Annotated in this window: 19 protein-coding genes; 9 read left to right on the forward strand and 10 right to left on the reverse strand. The window is 70.6% G+C overall.

The features are described from left to right. Positions 1–223: 223 nt before the first annotated feature. From KZ829_RS13230 to KZ829_RS13240, 3 genes are read right to left on the reverse strand one after another with little or no spacing between them, the layout of a single operon-like run. A complete protein-coding gene (locus KZ829_RS13230; RefSeq protein WP_220144169.1) occupies positions 224–853 on the reverse strand; it encodes a nitroreductase family protein in 630 nt (209 codons plus the stop codon). Then, positions 850–1650: an alpha/beta hydrolase gene (locus KZ829_RS13235; protein ID WP_220144170.1), complete on the reverse strand. Its 801-nt coding sequence runs from the start codon at positions 1648–1650 to the stop codon at positions 850–852. Before KZ829_RS13235 ends, KZ829_RS13230 begins: the two co-directional genes overlap by 4 nt. A 4-nt stretch (positions 1651–1654) precedes the next feature. Next, a complete protein-coding gene (locus tag KZ829_RS13240; RefSeq protein WP_220144171.1) occupies positions 1655–2422 on the reverse strand; it encodes a 3-hydroxybutyrate dehydrogenase in 768 nt (255 codons plus the stop codon). A 122-nt stretch (positions 2423–2544) separates the two neighbouring features. On the opposite strand from KZ829_RS13240, the gene KZ829_RS13245 reads away from it, so the two are divergent. Genes KZ829_RS13245 through KZ829_RS13265 form a run of 5 tightly spaced genes read left to right on the forward strand, consistent with a single transcriptional unit; the run spans position 2545 to position 7138 of the window. Beyond that, entirely contained in the window at positions 2545–3708 is a 1164-nt protein-coding gene (locus KZ829_RS13245) for a substrate-binding domain-containing protein (RefSeq protein WP_220144172.1), read from the forward strand. Between the two features lie 5 nt (positions 3709–3713). Further along, entirely contained in the window at positions 3714–4460 is a 747-nt protein-coding gene (locus KZ829_RS13250) for an ABC transporter ATP-binding protein (protein ID WP_220144173.1), read from the forward strand. After that, positions 4457–5161, forward strand: coding sequence for an ABC transporter ATP-binding protein (locus KZ829_RS13255; protein ID WP_372453865.1), 705 nt, complete (start codon positions 4457–4459; stop codon positions 5159–5161). Before KZ829_RS13250 ends, KZ829_RS13255 begins: the two co-directional genes overlap by 4 nt. 1 nt (position 5162) lies before the next feature. Beyond that, on the forward strand, positions 5163–6029 hold the full coding sequence (locus tag KZ829_RS13260; RefSeq protein ID WP_183222176.1) for a branched-chain amino acid ABC transporter permease: 867 nt from the start codon (positions 5163–5165) through the stop codon (positions 6027–6029). 17 nt (positions 6030–6046) lie between these two features. Next, positions 6047–7138 (forward strand): branched-chain amino acid ABC transporter permease, encoded by a 1092-nt coding sequence (locus KZ829_RS13265; protein WP_220144350.1) that lies wholly within the window; start codon positions 6047–6049, stop codon positions 7136–7138. A gap of 184 nt (positions 7139–7322) precedes the next feature. Here KZ829_RS13265 and KZ829_RS13270 read toward each other — a convergent pair whose 3' ends face one another. Beyond that, positions 7323–8504 (reverse strand): citrate synthase family protein, encoded by a 1182-nt coding sequence (locus tag KZ829_RS13270; RefSeq protein WP_220144174.1) that lies wholly within the window; start codon positions 8502–8504, stop codon positions 7323–7325. 67 nt (positions 8505–8571) lie between these two features. Between KZ829_RS13270 and KZ829_RS13275 the strand changes: the two genes are divergently transcribed. Further along, positions 8572–9744, forward strand: coding sequence for a citrate synthase 2 (locus tag KZ829_RS13275; RefSeq protein ID WP_220144175.1), 1173 nt, complete (start codon positions 8572–8574; stop codon positions 9742–9744). 575 nt (positions 9745–10319) lie between these two features. Here the strand turns inward: KZ829_RS13275 and KZ829_RS13280 are convergent. Continuing rightward, complete coding sequence (locus tag KZ829_RS13280) at positions 10320–11114, reverse strand: hypothetical protein (protein ID WP_220144176.1); 795 nt, start codon at positions 11112–11114, stop codon at positions 10320–10322. Between the two features lie 136 nt (positions 11115–11250). On the opposite strand from KZ829_RS13280, the gene KZ829_RS13285 reads away from it, so the two are divergent. Then, complete coding sequence (locus KZ829_RS13285) at positions 11251–12036, forward strand: hypothetical protein (RefSeq protein WP_220144177.1); 786 nt, start codon at positions 11251–11253, stop codon at positions 12034–12036. A gap of 591 nt (positions 12037–12627) precedes the next feature. On the opposite strand, the gene KZ829_RS13290 is transcribed toward KZ829_RS13285, so the two are convergent. From KZ829_RS13290 to KZ829_RS13310, 5 genes are read right to left on the reverse strand one after another with little or no spacing between them, the layout of a single operon-like run. After that, complete coding sequence (locus KZ829_RS13290; RefSeq protein WP_220144178.1) at positions 12628–13467, reverse strand: alpha/beta fold hydrolase; 840 nt, start codon at positions 13465–13467, stop codon at positions 12628–12630. Then, positions 13464–14342, reverse strand: a complete 879-nt coding sequence (locus KZ829_RS13295; RefSeq protein WP_220144179.1) for an SDR family NAD(P)-dependent oxidoreductase — start codon at positions 14340–14342, stop codon at positions 13464–13466. The genes KZ829_RS13290 and KZ829_RS13295 overlap by 4 nt, the downstream gene beginning before the upstream one ends. Continuing rightward, on the reverse strand, positions 14339–15811 hold the full coding sequence (locus KZ829_RS13300; RefSeq protein ID WP_220144180.1) for a flavin-containing monooxygenase: 1473 nt from the start codon (positions 15809–15811) through the stop codon (positions 14339–14341). Before KZ829_RS13300 ends, KZ829_RS13295 begins: the two co-directional genes overlap by 4 nt. Further along, positions 15801–16124 (reverse strand): DUF4873 domain-containing protein, encoded by a 324-nt coding sequence (locus KZ829_RS13305; protein ID WP_220144181.1) that lies wholly within the window; start codon positions 16122–16124, stop codon positions 15801–15803. Before KZ829_RS13305 ends, KZ829_RS13300 begins: the two co-directional genes overlap by 11 nt. After that, positions 16121–16840, reverse strand: a complete 720-nt coding sequence (locus KZ829_RS13310) for a TetR family transcriptional regulator (RefSeq protein ID WP_220144182.1) — start codon at positions 16838–16840, stop codon at positions 16121–16123. Before KZ829_RS13310 ends, KZ829_RS13305 begins: the two co-directional genes overlap by 4 nt. Positions 16841–16962: 122 nt before the next feature. Between KZ829_RS13310 and KZ829_RS13315 the strand changes: the two genes are divergently transcribed. Then, positions 16963–17874 (forward strand): AurF N-oxygenase family protein, encoded by a 912-nt coding sequence (locus tag KZ829_RS13315; protein WP_220144183.1) that lies wholly within the window; start codon positions 16963–16965, stop codon positions 17872–17874. Positions 17875–18072: 198 nt separating this feature from the next. Continuing rightward, a complete protein-coding gene (locus KZ829_RS13320) occupies positions 18073–19077 on the forward strand; it encodes a 2-hydroxyacid dehydrogenase (RefSeq protein ID WP_220144184.1) in 1005 nt (334 codons plus the stop codon). The last annotated feature ends 63 nt before the right edge of the window (positions 19078–19140 follow it).

The raw sequence follows: 19140 nt of genomic DNA on the forward strand, positions 1-19140 counted from the left end.
TCCCGCGCCGCCGCCGGAACCCGGCCGGCGTCCTCTGTACACGCCGGGCCGACGATCATGACCGGCTGGCCGTGCGGGCTGTTTCGCGGGCGTTGACACAGCCCTGACGGCCAGCCGGGGTCCGAGGTTCCCGCGGGTGGGCCGGGTCGCGGCGGGTGCGCTGCGGCCCTGCGCCGCAGCGCGCCCGCGCGAGTACGAGAAGCGGTTCAGTCCACCCGTACCATCAGGCGGTTTGGAACTTCTCGAAATGGACCACCTCGTCGAGTGGGCGGCGCTTCGGCTGGGACCAGCGGCCCTTCGCGGGGTAGCCGAGCGGGATCAGTGCCATCGTGAGGGCGTCCTCGGGCAGGCCGAGCAGCTCGCGGACCTCCTCCTCGTGGCCGATGTGCAGGGTGGTGAGTGTGGCGCCGAGGCCGTGCGCGCGGGCCGCGAGGATCAGCTGCTGGACGGCGCCGTAGATCGACGAGCCCAGCCGCGGGTTGGTGGACTTCGCGGCGCCGAGCAGGACCGGGAAGACCCAGACGGGGGCTTCCTCCAGGTGGTTGGCCAGATGGTCGGCGGCCAGGAAGCTGGCCTTGCTCATCGGGCCGCCCTCGGGCGCGTTCAGGATCTGCTCGCGGCGGGAGCCGTAGTGGCGTTCCCAGCCCTTCCGATACCAGCCGGCGATCCGCTTCTTCGTCTCCGGGTCGCGGACCACGATCCACGCCCAGAACTGGCCGTTGCCGGCGGACGGGCCACGGATCGCGGCGTCGAGGATTTCCCGGATCACGTCGTCGGTGATCGGCTCGGTGGACAGGTAGCGGCGGGCCGGGGTGGAGTGCAGCGCCTCCAGCACGGACAGGTCGGCGGTCATGAGCTGAGACTAATGATCCGTTCAGCGACACGCCGGGCTCCCGTCCCTTGCAGGATCGTGTAGTGGTTGACGTCGGGGATCAACTCGGCGTCAACTCCGGTCAACTGGTCATGTTGATACAGTCCACGCGGTTCATCCATCAGTCCACGCGGCGCCCACAGCAGGGGATGGGGCGCCGGGATCGGGTTGGTCAGCATGTCGTGCGCGTCGGCGCGGATGGCGTCGATGTTGCAGGACGACCCGGTGCCGGTGAAGTCGCGGCGGATGTAGGCCGCCAGATCCGGCGTCCAGTGGTCGCCCAGCGCCGGGTTCTGCCGGAAGTAGTCGAGGTAGGCGGTCTCGTCGTCGAACGTCATCGACAGCCGGCGCATCGCCGGGCCGATGACCGCGTGCAGCGCCGTGTCGACGTCGACGCCCGGCGGCACGGGCAGCGCGATCCCGCCGTCGACCATCAGCACGGGGCCGACGTCATGGGCGGCCGCGGTGACCGCGACCACGAAGGCGCCCATCGAATGACCGACGAGCGCGGGCCGCTCGACGCCGAGATGTTCGGACACCGCGATCAGGTCGGCGATGTGCGCGGCCATGCCGAACGGTCCGGGCAGATGCGCGCTTCCCGCGCGGCCCCGCAGATCAGGAGCGATCAGATGTACGCGTCCGCGCAACTCCCGGGCCACCGAGGTCCAGGACAGCGCGTTGGCCGTGATCCCGTGCACGGCCAGCACCACCGGACCGTCCCCCGGCCAGCTCACCACTCGTAGCTTCCCGCCGGTCACCGCGATGTCGATCTCTTCCATCACGTCAGTGTGCCGTCCATCCGCAGTCGATGGTGATCGACGATCCGGTGATCAGCCGGGCCGGCGGCGTGCACAGGTAGGCCGCCAGTTCCGCGACGTCCGCCGGGTCGACCAGCTCCTTGATCGCCGCCCGGGCCAGCAGGATCCGCTCGATCACCTCGGACTCACCGATGCCGTGCACCGCGGCCTGGTCGGCGATCTGCTTGTCGACCAGTGGCGTCCGTACGAATCCGGGGTTGATGCAGTTCGAGGTGACGCCGTGCGCGGCCCCCTCCAGCGCGGTCACCTTGGACAGCCCTTCCATGGCGTGCTTGGCGCTCACATAGGCGGCCTTGTACGGCGACGCCACCAGTCCATGCACCGACGACATGTTGACGATCCGGCCCCATCCACGTTGATACATGTGGGGAAGCACCAGCTTGACGAGCCGGAACGGCGCCTCGGCCATCACCCTCTGGATCAGCGAGAACTTGTCCGGCGGGAACTCGGTCAACGGCGCCACCACCTGCAACCCGGCGTTGTTGACCAGCACGTCCACCTGTGCCGGCAGCTCGTCCACACGGTCCAGATCGGACAGGTCCGCCGGGAACGCCCGGCCCCCGGTCGCGGCGGCCACCTCCTTCGCCGCCCGCTCGTCGATGTCCACCACCACCACGTCCGCGCCGGCCGCGGCCAGCCGTTCGGCGCAGGCGCGCCCGATGCCGCTGCCGGCGCCGGTCACCAGCGCGGTGCGGCCGGTCAGATCAAGGTCGACCACTCGTGCCGTCGTCATGGCGGTGAACGTACGGGCCGGGCCGTTCCCGCGGCTATGTGTGCGGCCCACACATCCGGCCGCCACCCCGTGTGATCGACGCCCGTGGTTTTGATGCGGCCGTGTTTCTAGCGTGTGGCCACATGAACCGAGTTCGCACGACTTCCGTCCTCGCGGCGGTGACCCTTTCCCTGGCCGCGTGCGGCAGCCCACAGGCCGCCACCGACGGCGGCTCCGGCCCGCTCAAGGTCGGCATCGTCTACTCCCAGTCCGGGCCGCTCGCCACCTACGGCGCCCAGTACGCCGAGGGCTTCAAGGCCGGCCTCGCCCACGCGACCGGCGGAACCGGCCGGATCGGCGGCCGAGCCGTCGAGGTCACCTGGGTCGACGACGCCGGCGACCCGGTGAAGGCGGTGTCCGCCGCCAAGGACCTGATCGGCAAGGGCTACCAGGTCCTCGGCGGATCCACCTCGTCCGGTGTCGCGTTGCAGGTCGCGCCGCTCGCCGCCGAGAACAGGGTGCTCTTCGTCTCCGGGCCGGCCGCCACCGACGGGCTGACCGGCCTCAACAGGTACACGTTCCGGTCCGGGCGCCAGTCGTACCAGGACGTGCTGACCGCCCGGACGTTCCTCGGCGACGGGAAGAAGGTGCTGGTCTTCGCCCCGGACTCGGCGTTCGGCAAGTCGAACGCCGACGCCGTCACCGCGGTCCTCGGTGGCGCCGGGGCCACCGTCACCGACATCGCGGTGCCCGCCAACGCCACCGACTTCACCCCGTTCGCCAGCCAGATCAAGGCGGCCGCGCCCGACCTCGTCTTCGTGGCCTGGGCCGGCACCACCGCGGGCGCCATGTGGCAGGCCCTCGACCAGCAGGGCGTCCTCGCCTCCACCAAGGTCGTCACCGGGCTCGACATCCGCGCCTCCTGGGCCGGGTTCGGCGCCGGCGGCACCAAGCTCAACCTGCTCGCCCACTACTTCGACGGCGCTGCCGACAACGCCGCCTACCAGGCGCTGAAGGCCGCCGTGCCGGGCGGTAGGACCGACCTGTTCCACCCGGACGGGTTCGCCGCCGCCCAGATGATCGTCCACGCGTTACAGAGCAGCCCCGACGACGTCGACAGGATGGTCACCGCTCTGGAGGGGTACGGCTTCGACTCGGTCAAGGGCAGGCTCACCGTCCGCGCCGAGGACCACGCCCTGCTCCAGCCGATGTTCCAGGCCAAGCTCACCGGCGCCGACGCCGTGACCGCAACGGGAACCGTTTCCGCCGACGACGCCGCCCCGCCCGCGGCGGCGATGAAGGGTTGAGCCCGATGACCGCTGTCACGGTCGAGTCCGTGTCGTGGCGCATCGGCGCCGTGCCGATCGTCGACGACGTGACCCTGAAACTGGCGGCGGGCGAGTTCATGGCGCTGATCGGGCCCAACGGCGCCGGCAAGACGTCCCTGTTCAACCTGATCAGCGGGCTGCGGCGGCCCAGTTCGGGACGGATCCTGCTCGATGGCGGCGACGTCACCGGGCTGGCCCCGTACCGGCGGGCCCGCCTCGGCCTCGGCCGCACCTTCCAGACATCGGCCGTCTTCGGCTCGCTCACCGTCGCCGAGAACGTCGCGCTCGCCGTCCAGGCCCGCCGCGGCGGCGCGACGCGCGCCTGGCGCCGGCGCTCCGACCGGCAGGTCACCGGCCGGGCCGAACAGATCCTTTCCGAGGTACGGCTGAGCGCGCGCGCCTCGGCCACCGCCGGATCGCTGGCCCACGGTGAGAAACGCAAACTCGAGATCGCCCTGCTGCTGGCCACCGAACCGAGCGTCCTGCTGCTCGACGAGCCGATGGCCGGGGTCAGCGCCGAGGAGGTGCCGGCCCTGGTCACCGTCATCCGCGGCCTGGCTGGGGAGAGCGGCCGCAGCGTGCTCATGGTGGAACACCACATGGACGTGGTGCTCGACGTCGCCGACCGGATCGCCGTCCTGCACCACGGGGCGCTGCTCGCCTGCGACACCCCGGACGCGGTGATGGCCGACCCCTTCGTGCAGGAGGCCTACCTGGGAGAATCGCTGTGATTCTAAAGATCAACGACCTGTCGGTACGCCTCGGCGGCTCGCACATCCTGCAGGGCGTCGCGTTCGACGTGGCCGAAACCGGGGTCACCGCGCTGCTCGGCCGCAACGGCGTCGGCAAGACCACCACGCTGCGCGCCGTCCTCGGCGAGGTGCCGGCCAGCGGGGAGGTCCTGTTCGGCGGGCGGCCGGCGCTCGGCAGGGCCACCCACCGGCTGGTCCGCGACGGGCTCGGCTACGTGCCGGAGGATCGGTGCGTGTTCGCCGGGCTCACGGTGGCGGAGAACCTTCGGCTCGCGGTCCGCGTACCATCCCCGGATTTTGACCTTGTCTTTGATCTCTTCCCGGAGCTCCGGAAGCGGGCCGGGCAGCGGGCGGGCACCCTGTCCGGCGGGCAGCAGCAGATGGTCGCCATCGCACGGGTTCTGCTCAACCCCAACCGGCTGCTGCTCGTCGACGAACCCACCAAGGGACTCGCCCCGGCCGTGGTGACCGCCGTGGCCGCCGTCCTGGAAAGGGTCGCGACGCGCGTACCGATCCTGTTGGTCGAACAGAACCTGGCGGTGGTCCGCCGCCTCGCCACCGACGCGGTCGTCCTCGAGGCCGGGCGCACCGCCTGGCGGGGCCGCGCCGCCGACCTGCTCTCCGACGCCGACGCGACCCGGTCGCTGCTCGGCGTCGGAACCACCGCCGGGAGGCACTGACATGTCCACCGTGGTCCTGCTGGCACTCACCGGGCTCGGCCTGGCCGCCCTCTACTTCCTCATCGCCTCCGGGCTGTCGCTGGTGTTCGGCCTGGCCGGAGTGCTGAACTTCGCGCACGGACTGTTCCTGTCCGTCGGCGCCTACGCCGCCTGGACCGTCTCCGAGAGCTGGGGGCTCGCCCCGGCCGTGCTGCTCGGCATCGCCGTCGCCGCCGCCACCGGCGCGCTCGTCGAACTCGTGTTGATCCGGCCGCTGTACACACGACACACCGAACAGGTGCTCGTCACCGTCGGGCTGTCACTGGCCGGCGTCGCGCTGCTCCAGTCGGTGTGGGGCGCCGACGCCCGCGTCTTCCCCCGCCCCGCCTGGGCGTCGTCGGTCGTGAGCATCGCCGGCGCACAGGTGCCGGCCGACCGGTTCCTGCTCATCGGCGCGGCCGTGCTCGTGCTCCTCGGCCTGCTCGCGTTCCTCCGATTCACCCGGTACGGCCTGGTCATCCGGGCCGGTGTGGAGAACCGCGACATGGTCAGCGCCCTCGGCATCGACGTACGCAACGCGTTCACGCTGGTGTTCACGATCGGCGGGGCGCTCGCCGGGCTCGCCGGGATCCTCGCCGGCATGTACTTCAGCTCGATCTCACCGGGGCAGGGCGCCTCCCTGCTGATCTTCGCGTTCATCGTGGTGGTCATCGGCGGCCTCGGCTCGGTCACCGGCGCGTTCGCCGCGGCGGTCGCCGTCGGCCTGCTCCAGCAGTTCGTCAACTACTACGGCACCGCCGGAGCCGGGGACGTGAGCGTGGTGGCGCTGCTCGCCGCCGTCCTGCTGCTGCGCCCGGCCGGCCTGGCCGGAAAGGCGGCACCCGCGTGAAATCGTCATCCGTCTCCATGTCGCCGCCGTCGCCGTCCTGGCCGACCGCGGCGCCGCCCGGTCGTCTGCGTCGCCTTGCTCCGCTGCTCGCGCTGCTGGTCGCGGTCGTGCTGCCGTGGTCGACGCTCAACCTGCCCGGCCTGTTCGAAGGACCACTCAACTCGCCCGGCACGCTGCAACTGCTCGCCATCTGCCTGGTCTTCGCCGGGCTGGCGCTCGGCTACGACCTGCTGTTCGGGCGGGCCGGGCTGCTGTCCTTCGGGCACGCCCTCTACGTCGCGGCCGGCGCCTACGGGGTGGACATCCTGGTCAGCCACTACGGCTGGCGGTTGTGGCCGGCGGCGGCCGTGACCGTACCGGCCGCCGCGGTCCTCGCCGTGATGCTCGGCTCGGTGGCGTTGCGGACCTCCGGGATCGCGTTCTCCATGGTGACGCTCGCCTTCGCCCAGGTCGGGCACATCGTGATCAACCGGGATCCGGGCGGGCTCACCGGCGGCGAGGAAGGATTGCCGCTGTCCAGCGCCGGTCTGCCCGCAATGTTCACCGGGGTCGTCAACACCGTCAATCTGTACTGGCTCGCCCTCGCCTTCCTCACCGTGGTCGTCCTGGTGGTGCACGCCATCGACCGGGCGCCCCTGGGTCGTACGTTGACCGGGTTGCGTGACGACGAGCGGCGGATCGCGGTGCTCGGGCTGTCGCCGTACCGGCTCAAGCTTCTCGCCTTCGTCCTGGCCGGAACCCTCGCCGGCCTCGGCGGGGTCATTTACGCCCTGGTCGTCGGTGGGGCGTCACCGCACATCGCCTCGTCCGAGCTCACCCTGTCGCTGATCGTCATGGCGGTCCTCGGCGGGGCCGGCACCCGGTGGGGCGCGGTGGTCGGCGGATTCCTCTACGCCTACCTCGACCAGCGGCTGGCCCGGCTGGGCGGGTCGCTGCCGGGGCCGTTCGGGGAGCCGTTGTTCGTGCTCGGGACGCTGTTCATCCTGGCGGTGTACTTCGCTCCCGGAGGTCTGGCGAGCCTGGGCTCCCGGCTCGAGCCACTACGGCGGGCGCTGCGGCCGCGCCGCCCCGGCGACGGTCACCCGGCGCCGGTGACGGACGCGGTCTGAGTGAAGGGCGGCCGCTGACGCGCCGCCCGCCCGCCGGTTCGCCCGGCCGGCTCTCGGCGTTGCTTCGCTGCGCGTGAGACGGCGCTGGTGGCCGGCTGGGTGGTTCGGCCGGCTGTGAGCGCTGTTTCGAGGTGCGTGAGACGGCTCTGATGGCCAGCCGGTCCCGCCTCGGTCTCGGCCGGGGTCAGAGTGGCGGCAGGCCCGCGTAGGCGCCGGTCGGCCGGAAACGGCTCGGCCGATCCCCGTACTCCTCCAGGGCGTGCGCCAGCCAGCCCGCGGTCCGGGCCACCGCGAAGATCGCCTCGCCGGCGTCCGCCGGCATGCCGTGATGCAGCGTGAGCGCGGCGAGCGCGAGGTCGATGTTGGGAGCCTGCCCCGATCTCGCGCGTACGGTGTCCGCCAGCTCCAGCGCGGTCTCCCGCACCGGCCCGTCGGCGATCAGGCCGAACAGCGTCCTGGCACGCGGATCGCCGTCCGGATACAGCGGATGCCCGAAACCCGGGATCGGCGTTCCGGACCGGTGGCGATCGGCGAGGGCGGCCATCGGGCCGGGGCCCCGCACGGCCTCCGCCAAGAGGGGGTACGCCAGCGCGCTCGCCGCCCCGTGCAGCGGCCCGTCGAGTGCGGCGAGTCCGGCGCTGACCACCGCATAGGGATGTGCCCGGGTGGAGGCGGCCACCCGGGCGGCCAGTGTCGAAGCGGCGATGTCGTGATCGGCGAGCAGGACCAGCGCGGCGTTGAGCGCGCACAGGCCGGGCTTGGCCGGGGTCTCCCTGGTCAGCCGGTGCCAGAGCTCCTTGGCGAACGACGTCTCCTCGACCGGGAACACACCGGACCGCGACGGCAGAGCCTGCACCATCGTGGCCAGCAACTGACGTCCGGTGGCGAGGACGGCGGCCGGCGCGATGTCGAAACGGAGCGGGTCGGCGGCGGCCGCCGCGGCGACCGTGACCCGGAGGCGGTCGGTGAGCCGGGCGGTCTCCGGCAGTGGCGCGGTCACGGCGACGGCCAGTTCCCGCAGTTCGGGTGCGGCTTTGAACGGAGTGTCCCGGAGGTCACCGGTCCAGAGCAGTGCTGCGACGGCCTCGTAGGTGGCGGTTTGGGCGAGCACCGTGGCGTCCCGCCCGCGGAAGTAGAGGGATCCGTCCTCGATCAGGGTGATGCCGGTCTGGATGCCGGGGGTGGTGGTCCGTTTGCGGTTCGCCAGGAACGTGTCGATGTCGGCCTTCGCGAACAGGCTGTTCTTGCCGTCGGCGTTGCGCTGGCTGGTGAGCAGTCCGCGGCTGACGTAGGCGTACACGGTAGTGGGTTTGACACCCAGGAGGACGGCGACCTCTTCGGTCGTCAGCAGCGGCTGTGCACTCATGTCATCAGGCTCTCATATTGACTGGATCAACATTGACATCAACTCATGACGAGTACAGATTGACGTCATGTTGACAGTCAATCCAGGACTCGCCGGTGTCGTTGCATTCGACACCGAGATCGCCGAACCCGACCGGGACGGCGGGGCGCTGCGATACCGCGGCGTCGACATCACCGCACTCGCCGGAACGGTGTCGTTCGGCGACGTATGGGGCCTGCTCGTCGACGGCGACTTCACCCGCGGCCTTCCGGTCGCGGAGCCACTGCCGCCGCTGACGGCCGGCGGTGACATCCGGGCCGACGTGCAGGCGGCGGTCTCTCTGCTGGCGCCCCGGTGGGGACTGGGGCAGCTGATCGACATTACTGACGACCAGGCCCGGGACGACCTGGCCCGGACATCGGCGGCCACGCTGTCCTATGTGGCCCAGGCGGCTCGGGCAGCCTATCCGCCCGCGCCGCGATCGGCCCGGGCCCCTGTGGACAACCGTTCCACCGACCGGCCGGTGCGGGCTCCCGCTGTGCCACAGCGACTCGTCGATGCCGGGCGGACCGCCGCCGAACGGTTCATGATCGCCTGGCAGGGCGAGCCGGACCCGCGGCACGTCGCGGCGATCGACCGGTACTGGATCTGCGCGGCGGAACACGGCATGAACGCCTCCACGTTCACCGGCCGGGTGGTCGCCAGCACCGGTGCGGACGCCCCGGCCTGTCTGTCGGCGGCCGTCGCGGCACTGTCCGGCCCGTTGCACGGCGGGGCGCCGTCCCGGGCGCTGGGGATGATCGAGGAGGTCGAGAGGGGAGTCGACGCCCGCCACTTCGTACGCCGGATCCTGGACGGCGGCCGGCGGCTGATGGGTTTCGGGCACGCGATCTACCGGGCCGAGGATCCCCGGGCGCGCATTCTGCGGGACGCCGCTCGTGAGCTCGCCGCACCCCGTTACGAGGTGGCGCGCGAACTGGAACTGGCGGCCCTGGCCGAACTGCGCGACCGCAAGCCGGACCGTGTCCTGGCCACGAACGTCGAATTCTGGGCCGCGGTGATCCTGGACTTCGCGGGGGTGCCGGCCGAGATGTTCACGTCCATGTTCACCTGCGCCCGTACGGCCGGTTGGAGCGCGCACATCCTGGAACAGAAGCGCTTGGGCAAGATCATTCGCCCGTCCGCGGACTACGTGGGCCCCATCGAGCGCCCGGCCGCCGACGTGCGCGGTTGGCCTGAGGCCCTCCACCGCAACTCTTGATCGTGGACGTGGCCGGTCTGGGCTCCGTCTGCCGAGGTGCGTGGTTGGTCCGAGGTTCCCCACCGCGGCTCTTGACTGGAAGTGCGGCCGGTCTGAGCCCTTCGTTCGCGGTCGTCGGTCCCCGTGTGCCCGCCGTTGTTCGGCCCGGTAGGCCTGCCGGTTCATGGCGGGCGAGGTGCCGCGCAGCGGTGGCCGGAGCCCAGAAGGGAGAGTAGTGCCACAATTCCGACACTACGGACAACCGCATCTAATTCGGGAGTGTCCCGGTTATCGGGACGGATGGCGTCCCCAAGCGCTGTCCTCCGGCCGGCGGTTCTGCCGCCGGCCGCCGATCACGGGTTGCCTGTTTGCCGTGAGGCCCTGATCGCGGACTTCCGCCTCGACGGAAGGCTGCCTGGTCAGGTTCTCCGGGTTGCCGGCGGGCCACGTGCCCAGAGCACCGGGTCATCCGGTCGCTCTGGGCATGGGCCGCGGTTCGCTGCTTGACCCGTAGATCGGGGTGGGCTCCTGATCCGGCGTTCGGCTCGCGGTAGGCGGGCTGATCGCGGACAGGCGGCCCCAGATCCCGGCCGCGGTCAACCGGCGGCCCCCCGACCAGGCAGAAGGTGTTCGATGGCAGTCACCCCCCGAGGATCCGCGTCCGATGACCCGCACGGGTATCCAGCAGCATCCACACCTGACCCGGTCGGACGCGGGTCTACTGCAACAAGCTCAATATCAAGCCGTTCTTCAACACCGCCGACATTGATCATCTCAATGCCGAGTCCGTCAACATTGACGGACGCAACGTTGATCCAGCCGATCATTGTGGACTCGCCATCAACCCGTTCGGCATTGAGCGGTGCAGCAGCGAGCGGTGCGACACCACTCAATCCATCGTCGGGCGGTTCGGCGGTGAGCAGCCCAGTGGCGACTAGTTCGGTGTCGGGCGGTTCAGCGGCGAGCAGCTCAGTGGCGAGTATCTCGGTGTCGGACGGTTCAGCGGCGAGCAGCTCGGTATTGAGCGGTGTGACCACGAGCGGTTCAGTGCTGGAAAGTGCGATGTCGGGCAGCGCGGTGGCGAGTGGTTCGGTGTCGGGCGGTGTGGCCGCGAGCAGTTCAGCGCTGAGTGGTGCGATGCCGGGCAGCGCGGTGGCAAGTGGTTCGGTGTCCGGCGGTTCGGTGTCGGGCGGCGCGGCGGCGAGCACAGTAGTGCTCAGCGGTGTGCCGGTGGACACGTCCGCGTTGAGCGGATCAGCGGCACACCGGACCGGAGCGGGCGACTCGGTTGTGCGGCCGCGTGTGGCGAGTGGTATCCGTGCGAGGCGGCCAACGCTCGCCGAGTTGGCCGAGACACAGGTGATGTCGAGCGAGGCGATCACCGCACGCATCGCCGCGAGCCGAATGGGCGGCGAGGGCTCGGTCGGAACCTTCCCGCGAGCAGACTCCGGCGTCACGGCCACGCGCCGGGCGCGGCCTGGCGCTCCGGGCACGGAAGGTCCGGCAGCGGTGCGGGAGCGATCCGCCTTGGCGGCATCGCGACTGCTGAGTGCGAGCGGCAACCTCGCGGCCCTCGGGTGGGCCGCACGGAAACGACCAGCCCTGAGCGTCACCTTCGCCGCCGTCGGCCTCGGGGCGGTCGTCGCGTCCGTGTTCGGGCTGGCGCCGGAGCGTGCGGAGTTCCGTCCACCGCCGGCCTCCGGCACGCGGGCTCCCACCACCGCCAAGGCCTCCGTCGGCGCCGCCCACGTCGGGATCGCCCCCTATGCGCCGACCTCGGCCGCGTCCGGCGATCAGGTCACACCCGGAACCCGGTCGGGCCGGGCCAGGAACGGCCGGTCATCGGCCAGCCCTTCGTCGGGCGGCGGCACGTCGGCGGACTCCCTGGTGAGTGCCGGCCCGGCGACGCCGACCCCACGCGGCGCCAAGGCGCGGAACCTCACCGGCCCGGCCGGCTCCGGAACCCCGGAGACCGCGTCGATCAGGCTGGGTCAGCCAAGCGACGGCGGCACGTTCAACGCCGGTACGTCGATCATCGGCAGCGCCGACCTTCCTGCCGATCACCAGATCTGGCTGTTGTGGCGGCAGGGAGCCGGTTCCTACCACGTCGGAGGCGCCTGCCGAGGTGGCCGGACCTTCACCTGTGATCCTCCAGGACTCGAAAGTGGCGGCGACGACACCTTCCAGCTCACAGTTGTCGTCGTCGATCCGGACACCGGGCGGACGCTTCACTCCGGAGAGACCCGCGATGCCCTGCCGAGTCACCTCGCCCGTCACGACGTCACGATCACGGTCCGCCGCTCCGCGGGGTAGCGGTGCCCATATCGACTGGCCAGGCGTCTCACCCGTCACGACATCGATGCCGGAGCAGCAGCGCCGAGTTTCGGTGTGACCACGGTCCTACCTGTCATGACATCCGGGCTGGGGTGGTTGCGGCCCGCGTCTTGGTGCGGTCCCTGCCTGTCGCGGGTTCGGGGTTCGGGTTGTAGCGGCCGGGTCTTGGGTGGCCGTCCTACCGAACGCGGGTTCGGGTTCGAGTTGTGGCGGCCGGGTCTTGGGTGGCCGTCCTACCGAACGCGGGTTCGAAGTTCGGGTTGTGGCGGCCGGGTCTCGTCAGCCGTCCTGCCAGTCACGAGATCGGGTTGGCGTAGTAGCGGATGCGTCTCGGTGTGGCCGTCTCGTGTGTCGCGACATCGCGGTTTGCCGGGCCGCCGCCGGGTGGCACACCACACGACCAGCCCGACATGGCCGGCGAAACACCGAAGCGCCGTATGACGAGATCGGTGGAACGTGCCGGTGGCAGTGTCGCCGGAAGACGGCGCCGAACGCGGCGGCGGATGGTGGCGGGTCCGGGTGGCGCCCCCTTGACGCCGCCCGGACCGCGCTCACCTTCCGGGGAGGGCCTCAGACGGCCACCTTCGCCAGCATCGGGCGGACCAGGCCGGCGAACTCCTCCGGCCGTTCGATCTGGGGCATGTGGCCGGTTTTCGCGAACATGTGCGACTGCGCGTGCGGGAACGCCGTCCGCGCCGCGGCCAGGTGGGCGCTCGGCAGGATCAGGTCGCGGTCGCCCCAGATGATCATTGTGGGTCTGGCATGACCGGCGACGCGGGACAGCAGGTCGGCACGCCAGGCCGCGGCGACACCGCGGAGGCCGCCGAGTTCTTTGGCGATCTCCAGGTAGACGGCGGCGAAGTCCGGCTGCCGGGCGATCCGGATGGCCATCTCGATGCGCTCGGGGGTGACCAGCGCGCGGTCCGCGAAGATCATCCGTTCCATCCGGGGCGCGGTGAGCCGGTCGATGCGGCGCAGCATCTGCCTGCCCAGTCCGGGTACGGCGAGCATGCGCAGCGCGACGGTCACCTCTTTGCCGAACCCGGCGCTGTTCACCAGGGTCAGCGTGGACACCCGGTCGGGCGCGCCGGCCAGCATGGTCATCGACACGGCGCCGCCGAGCGAGTTGCCCATCAGGTGTACGGGGCGGGTCTCGCCGAGTTCGTCCAGGGTGGCCCACACTCCGTCGCCGAGCACGCCGAGCGTTGTCGGCAACGGCATTCGTTGCGACAGGCCGAAGCCGGGCATGTCCACGCTGATCACCCGGTACTCGCCGTCGAGCAGCGGATGCTGCAACGCCCAGTCCTCCAGACTGCGGCCGATGCCGTGCAGCAGGACCACCGGCGGAGCGGCCGGATCCCCGCTCTCGTGAAAACGGATCCGGCTTCCACGTACGTCCAGATATCTCATCGCCGGACCACCGATCTCGCCGGGCGCGCTCCGCGGGACACCGACGCCGTGGTCAGCGCGCGCACGATCCGGGCGTGACCGACCGGCAGCAGCCGGGCCAGCAGGTCCGGCGCCTTGGCGCTGGAGGCGATCAGCAGCCGGGCCTTGCGCTTCGCGACGGCCCGCAAGATCTGCTCCGCGGCCTTGTCGGCGGGATAGCTGAGCAGCGCGGCGAAGACTTTGCGGTTGGGTTCGATCTCTTCTTCCGGTACGTGTGAGCCGACCAGCGCCGACTCCGCGATCCTGGTCCGGATGCCCCCGGGGTGCACCGTCGTGACGCCCACCCCGCGGTCGGCGAGCTCGCTGCGCAGCGACTCACTCAGGCCGCGCAGCGCGAACTTGCTGGCGCTGTAGGCGGTCTGCCCGGGCGGCGCGATCAATCCGAACAGACTGGACACGTTGACGAGATGTCCACCCGGTGTGGCGGTCAATGCCGGGAGCAATGCGTGGATGAGCAGCATCGGCGCCCGGAAGTTGACGTTCATGACCTTCTCGAACTGCTCGACCGACACCTGGTCGAAGCGCCCGCCGAGCGCGATCCCGGCATTGTTGACCAGCAGACCGATCGCCGGATGCTCGGTGAGCACCCGCGCCGCCACCGATTCGACGGCTGCCCGGTCGGAGAGGTCAGCGACGATCGTTTCCACCCGGAGAGCGGGATGGGCGCTCCGGATCCGCTCGGCCACCGGGTTGAGCCGGTCCTCGTCGACGTCGATCAGGACCAGGTCACTGCCACGGAAGGCCAGGCCGTAGGCGAGTTGTTCACCGATGCCGCTGGCCGCGCCGGTGAGCACGGCGGTGCGCCCGGCGAACCGGTACTCGGGGAGTCGGGTCATGAAGCCACCTTTGCGTCGGAGCGGACGGGTGCGGGACGACGGGTGAAGCTCATGTCGCGGGTGACGTCGGCACGCGGGGTGGTGAGGACGTCGCGCAGATAGTTCTGCCGGACCAGCCACGGATCGCGGTTTCCCTGGCGCGGGAACTTGTCGAGAGCGCGCTGCACGTAGCCGGACGAGAGGTCGAGCAGCGGGCGGCCGGTCCCGTGCGGGGCGGTCGGGGTGGCGCTCGCGTAGCCGTGCCGTTCCATGTGGTCGAGCAGTTTCAGCAGGTAGCGGTGGGACAGGTCGGCGCGCAGGGTCCACGACGCGTTGACGTAGCCGATGCAGTAGGCGAAGTTCGGCACCCCGCCGAGCATCAGCCCGCGGTAGGCGGCCGTCTCACCGACCTCCACCGGTTCGCCGTCGACGGACAGCGCGATCCCACCGACCGGCAGGAGGGACAGTCCGGTGGCGGAGACGACGACGTCGGCATCGACAACCGTTCCCGACTTGAGCCGGATGCCCACGGGAACGAACGTCTCGATGTGGTCGGTCACCACCGAGGCGCGGCCACTCGTGATCGACTGGTAGAGATCTCCGGACGGGATCACGCACAGGCGCTGGTCCCACGGGTCGTAGTGCGGTTTGAAGTGCTCGTCCACGTACCCCGGATTTTGGAGGAAGTGGATGGCGACGCTGCGCAACGCGCGTCGCACGAGCTTGGGCCGCCGCCTCGCGAGTTGGTAGAAACCCTGGGTGAGCAGGATGTTCTTGGCGCGTGCCACGCGGTTGGCCGCCTTCGGCGGCAGTAGGCGACGGGCCAGGTCGGCGATCACGTCACGGTGCGGCAGAGGGGTGACGTACGTCGGGGAGCGCTGCACCATCGTGACGTGCGCCGCGTCGGCGGCCATGGCCGGAACCAGCGTGACGGCGGTCGCGCCGCTGCCGATGACCACGACGCGCTTGCCCCGGTAATCGAGATCCGACGGCCAGAACTGTGGGTGCACGACCCGTCCGGTGTAGTCGCCGAGTCCCGGGAAGTCCGGCTGGTATCCCTCGTCGTAGCTGTAGTAACCGGCGCATCCGTAGAGAAAACCGCAGGTCAGGACGGTGCCGTCGGCGATGTGCACGGTCCAGCGGGCGTCCGTGGTGGACCAGTCGGCACGCACCACCCGGGCGCCGAAGCGGATGTGCCGGGTGATGCCGGCCTCGTCGGCGGTGTCCTCGATGTACTTACGGATCTTGTCGCCGGAGGCGAGTGACTCGGGTTCGCGCCACGGCCGGAACGGGTAGCTGAGCGTGTACATGTCCGAGTCGGAGCGGACGCCCGGGTAGCGGAACAGGTCCCAGGTGCCGCCGATCGCGCCGCGCGCCTCGAGGACGGCGTAGGTGTCGCGCGGACGCTGCCGTTGCAGCCGCCAGGCGGCGCCGATCCCGGACAGGCCCGCGCCGATGATCAGGACGTCGAAGTGCTGGTCAGTGGGCATCCTGCGCCTTCCTTGGAAGCGGTGCGAACCATGGTGGAGTGCCGGCGCCGGAGATCCGGACGCCACCCCAGGGGTCCGGGTCGCTCAGCTTCACCGTGGTCTCGGGCGAACCGGGAACGATGATCGTCGCCTTGCGGAGGCCACCGCTGACCCGCTCGCGTAACAGATCGTCCGGCCCGGTGCGCCCGGCCCAGCGGAACCGGCCCTCCACCGGCTCGAAGTGGGCCGACATGCGCACCTCGACCGCGACCGTGCCCTGGTCGTCGATGCGTAGCGTGGCCGGTCCGCGGTATTCCTCCTCGCCGGTGCTCACTGGTCTCTGGCCCACCCTTCATGTGCGGCGAGTCCGCCGGGGATGTCGGCGGCGCGGCGCATGCCAGCGATGCCTCCCCAGAGGAACGTCGTCAGGTAATCGCTGAGCGCTTCCCGGCTGATCGGCTGCTGCTGGCGCAGCCACCAGTCGCCGACCGCCTGCACGTAGCCGACCACCCCGTAGGCCCAGGGCAGCGCGGCGCCGGAGTCGAGGCCGCGGGCGCGCAGCCGGTCGCCGAAGATCCGGGCCAGGCCGCTGGCCACGGTGTCCATCACGTCGGCGACCACGTCGCGATGCCGGGCTATGTCCGGCTGATGCACGACGAACCGGTACAGGTTGAGATCGGCCTCGATGTGCGCCAGGTAGACGTCGATCGCGGCGCCCACGATCGCCCGTTCCTCGCGGACCGCCGCGACCGCCGGGACGATCGCCTCCAGGACCATGGCGCCGGCCTGCTGTCCGACGGCCAGCCACAGCTCCGACTTGTCGGCGAAGTAGCGGTAGAGGACCGGCTTGCTGACGCCGGCGTGGGCGGCGATGGCCTCCATGCCGACGTCGGGGCCGTGCATCCGGATCGCCTCGATGGCGGCGGTGGTCAGCTCCGCCCGGCGCTGTTCACGATGACCGTCCCAGCGGCCGCGACGGCCGTCGCCTCGATGGGCACCTGATGAGCCGCCGGCCGAGCCGGGATTGACTGGCGGAGTGACCGAGTTCATAGTACTAGAAGTAACTGTTACCGCCGGTAACGTCAAGTACGTCGAGCCGATCGTATTGATCAATCCAGTCGAGTTGAGTTGATCAAGTCAAGTCAAGGCAACGTCAGAGTTCGGAGGACGGCATGACCACAGTGACTCCGCCCGATCGTGACCGCACCGCCACCCGGCTGCTCCGCTCCTCGGCCGAGCATTCGTACGACCCCGAGGTGGAGATCGACTGGGAGGCGCCGTTCGTCCCCGGCAAGTACTTCGTGCCCCCGCACCGCTCCAGCCTCTACGGCACCCCGCTGTGGGAGCGCATGACCGAGGAGCAGCGCATCGCGCTCACCAGGCACGAGGTCGCCAGCATCGCCGGGCTCGGCGTCTGGTTCGAGACGATTCTCATGCAGTTGCTCATCCGGGAGTATTTCAAACAGGACCCGACCGCACCCCACGCCCAGTACGCGCTCACCGAGATCGGCGACGAGTGCCGCCACTCGGTGATGTTCGGTCGCATGATCGCCCGCCTGGGGACCCCGATCTACCAGCCCACCGGCGTCAACCAGTGGCTCGGCAAGTGGATCGCCCACACCGGAGTCGGCCCCCGCATGTACGCCGCCATCCTCATCGCCGAGGAGATCCTGGACACCCTGCAACGCGAGGCGATGAACGACGAGAACGTGCAGCCGCTGGTCCGGATGGTCTCCCGCATCCACGTCGTGGAGGAGGCCCGGCACGTCCGGTACGCCCGCGAGGAACTGGCCCGCCAGATCCGGTCCGCCGGCCGCGGCCGCCTCGCCTTCGACAAACTGGTCATCGGCCGGGCCGCCTACCTGACCGGGACACGGCTCGTCGACCCGCGCGTCTACCGGGCGGTCGGCCTCGACCCGGAGGAGGGCCGGCGGGCCGCACGCGCCAACCCGCACTTCCGCGAGACGATGCGGTGGGCGGGGGAGCGGGTGGTCGCCTTCCTCACCGACCTCGACCTGATCGGCGGACCGGGCACGGCACTCTGGCACGCTTCGGGGCTTCTTCCGCGTACGGCGCGCTCGTAGAGCCGGTCCGGTGTGGCCGCGGCGTGACCCGGATGGTGTCAGGGCCACGCCTCGCGCCTGGGTGATCCATGAGGCAGGAACACGGCGTGATCCGGGTGGCGTCCGGGCCACGCCTCGCGGCTGGGCGATCCGTCAGGCAGGCGCCAGGTCGATTCGACGGATCCTCTGTGCACCCGAACAGGGTCCTACTGTGGGGGCATGCGTGTCGCCGTGTTCAGCGCCAAGCCCTACGACCGACGATTCCTGACCGAGGCCGACCAGGAAGCCGGCCACGAGCTGGTCTTCCTGGAACCCCGGCTGTCACCGGACACGGCGTCCCTCGCCGGTGGGTGCGACGCGGTGTGCGCGTTCGTCAACGACGATCTGAGCGCGCCGGTGCTGGAGGAGCTCGCCGCGATCGGGGTCCGGCTGGTCGCGCTGCGTTCGGCCGGCTACAACCACGTCGACCTGACCGCGGCCCGCAAGCTGGGCCTCGCGGTCACCCGGGTGCCGGGCTATTCGCCGTACGCGGTGGCCGAACACTGCGCCGGCCTGGTGCTCGCCCTCAACCGCCGGATCCACCGCGCCTACAACCGGGTGCGCGAGCACAACTTCGCACTCAACGGCCTGCTCGGCTTCGACCTGCACGGCCGTACCGTCGGAGTGATCGGCACCGGGAAGATCGGCGTCCGTTTCATCCGGATCATGGCCGGGTTCGGGTGCCGGGTGCTGGCCTACGACCCGTACCCGGGCGACGAGGCGATCGAGGCCGGCGCCCGGTACGTGCCGCTCGAGACGCTGCTCGCCGAGTCGGACATCGTCACGCTGCACTGTCCGCTCACGCCCGAGACCTACCACCTGATCGACGAGCGGCGGATCGCGCAGATGCGCGACGGCGTCATGCTGATCAACACGAGCCGGGGCGCGCTGATCGACACGGCGGCCGTGCTGCGGGCGCTGAAGACGGGCCGCATCGGCAATCTCGGCCTCGACGTGTACGAGGAGGAGGCGGACCTCTTCTTCGAGGACCTCTCCGACGAGATGCCCGGCGACGACCTGTTCAGCCGCCTGGTCACCTTCCCGAACGTGCTCATCACCGGCCACCAGGCGTTCTTCACCGAGGACGCGCTGCGCAACATCGCGGCCAGCACGGTGGAGAGCCTGACCGCGTACGCCCGGGACAACTCCACCGCCGGCATCGCACCCGACGCGCTGGTGTGTTGACTTTTCCGCACGCGTACGCCCGGGGCGGCTTACCACCGCCACCGCCACCGCCACCGCCACCGC

This window comes from Actinoplanes hulinensis (genome assembly GCF_019429605.1).
Classification (GTDB): Bacteria; Actinomycetota; Actinomycetes; order Mycobacteriales; family Micromonosporaceae; genus Actinoplanes; species Actinoplanes campanulatus.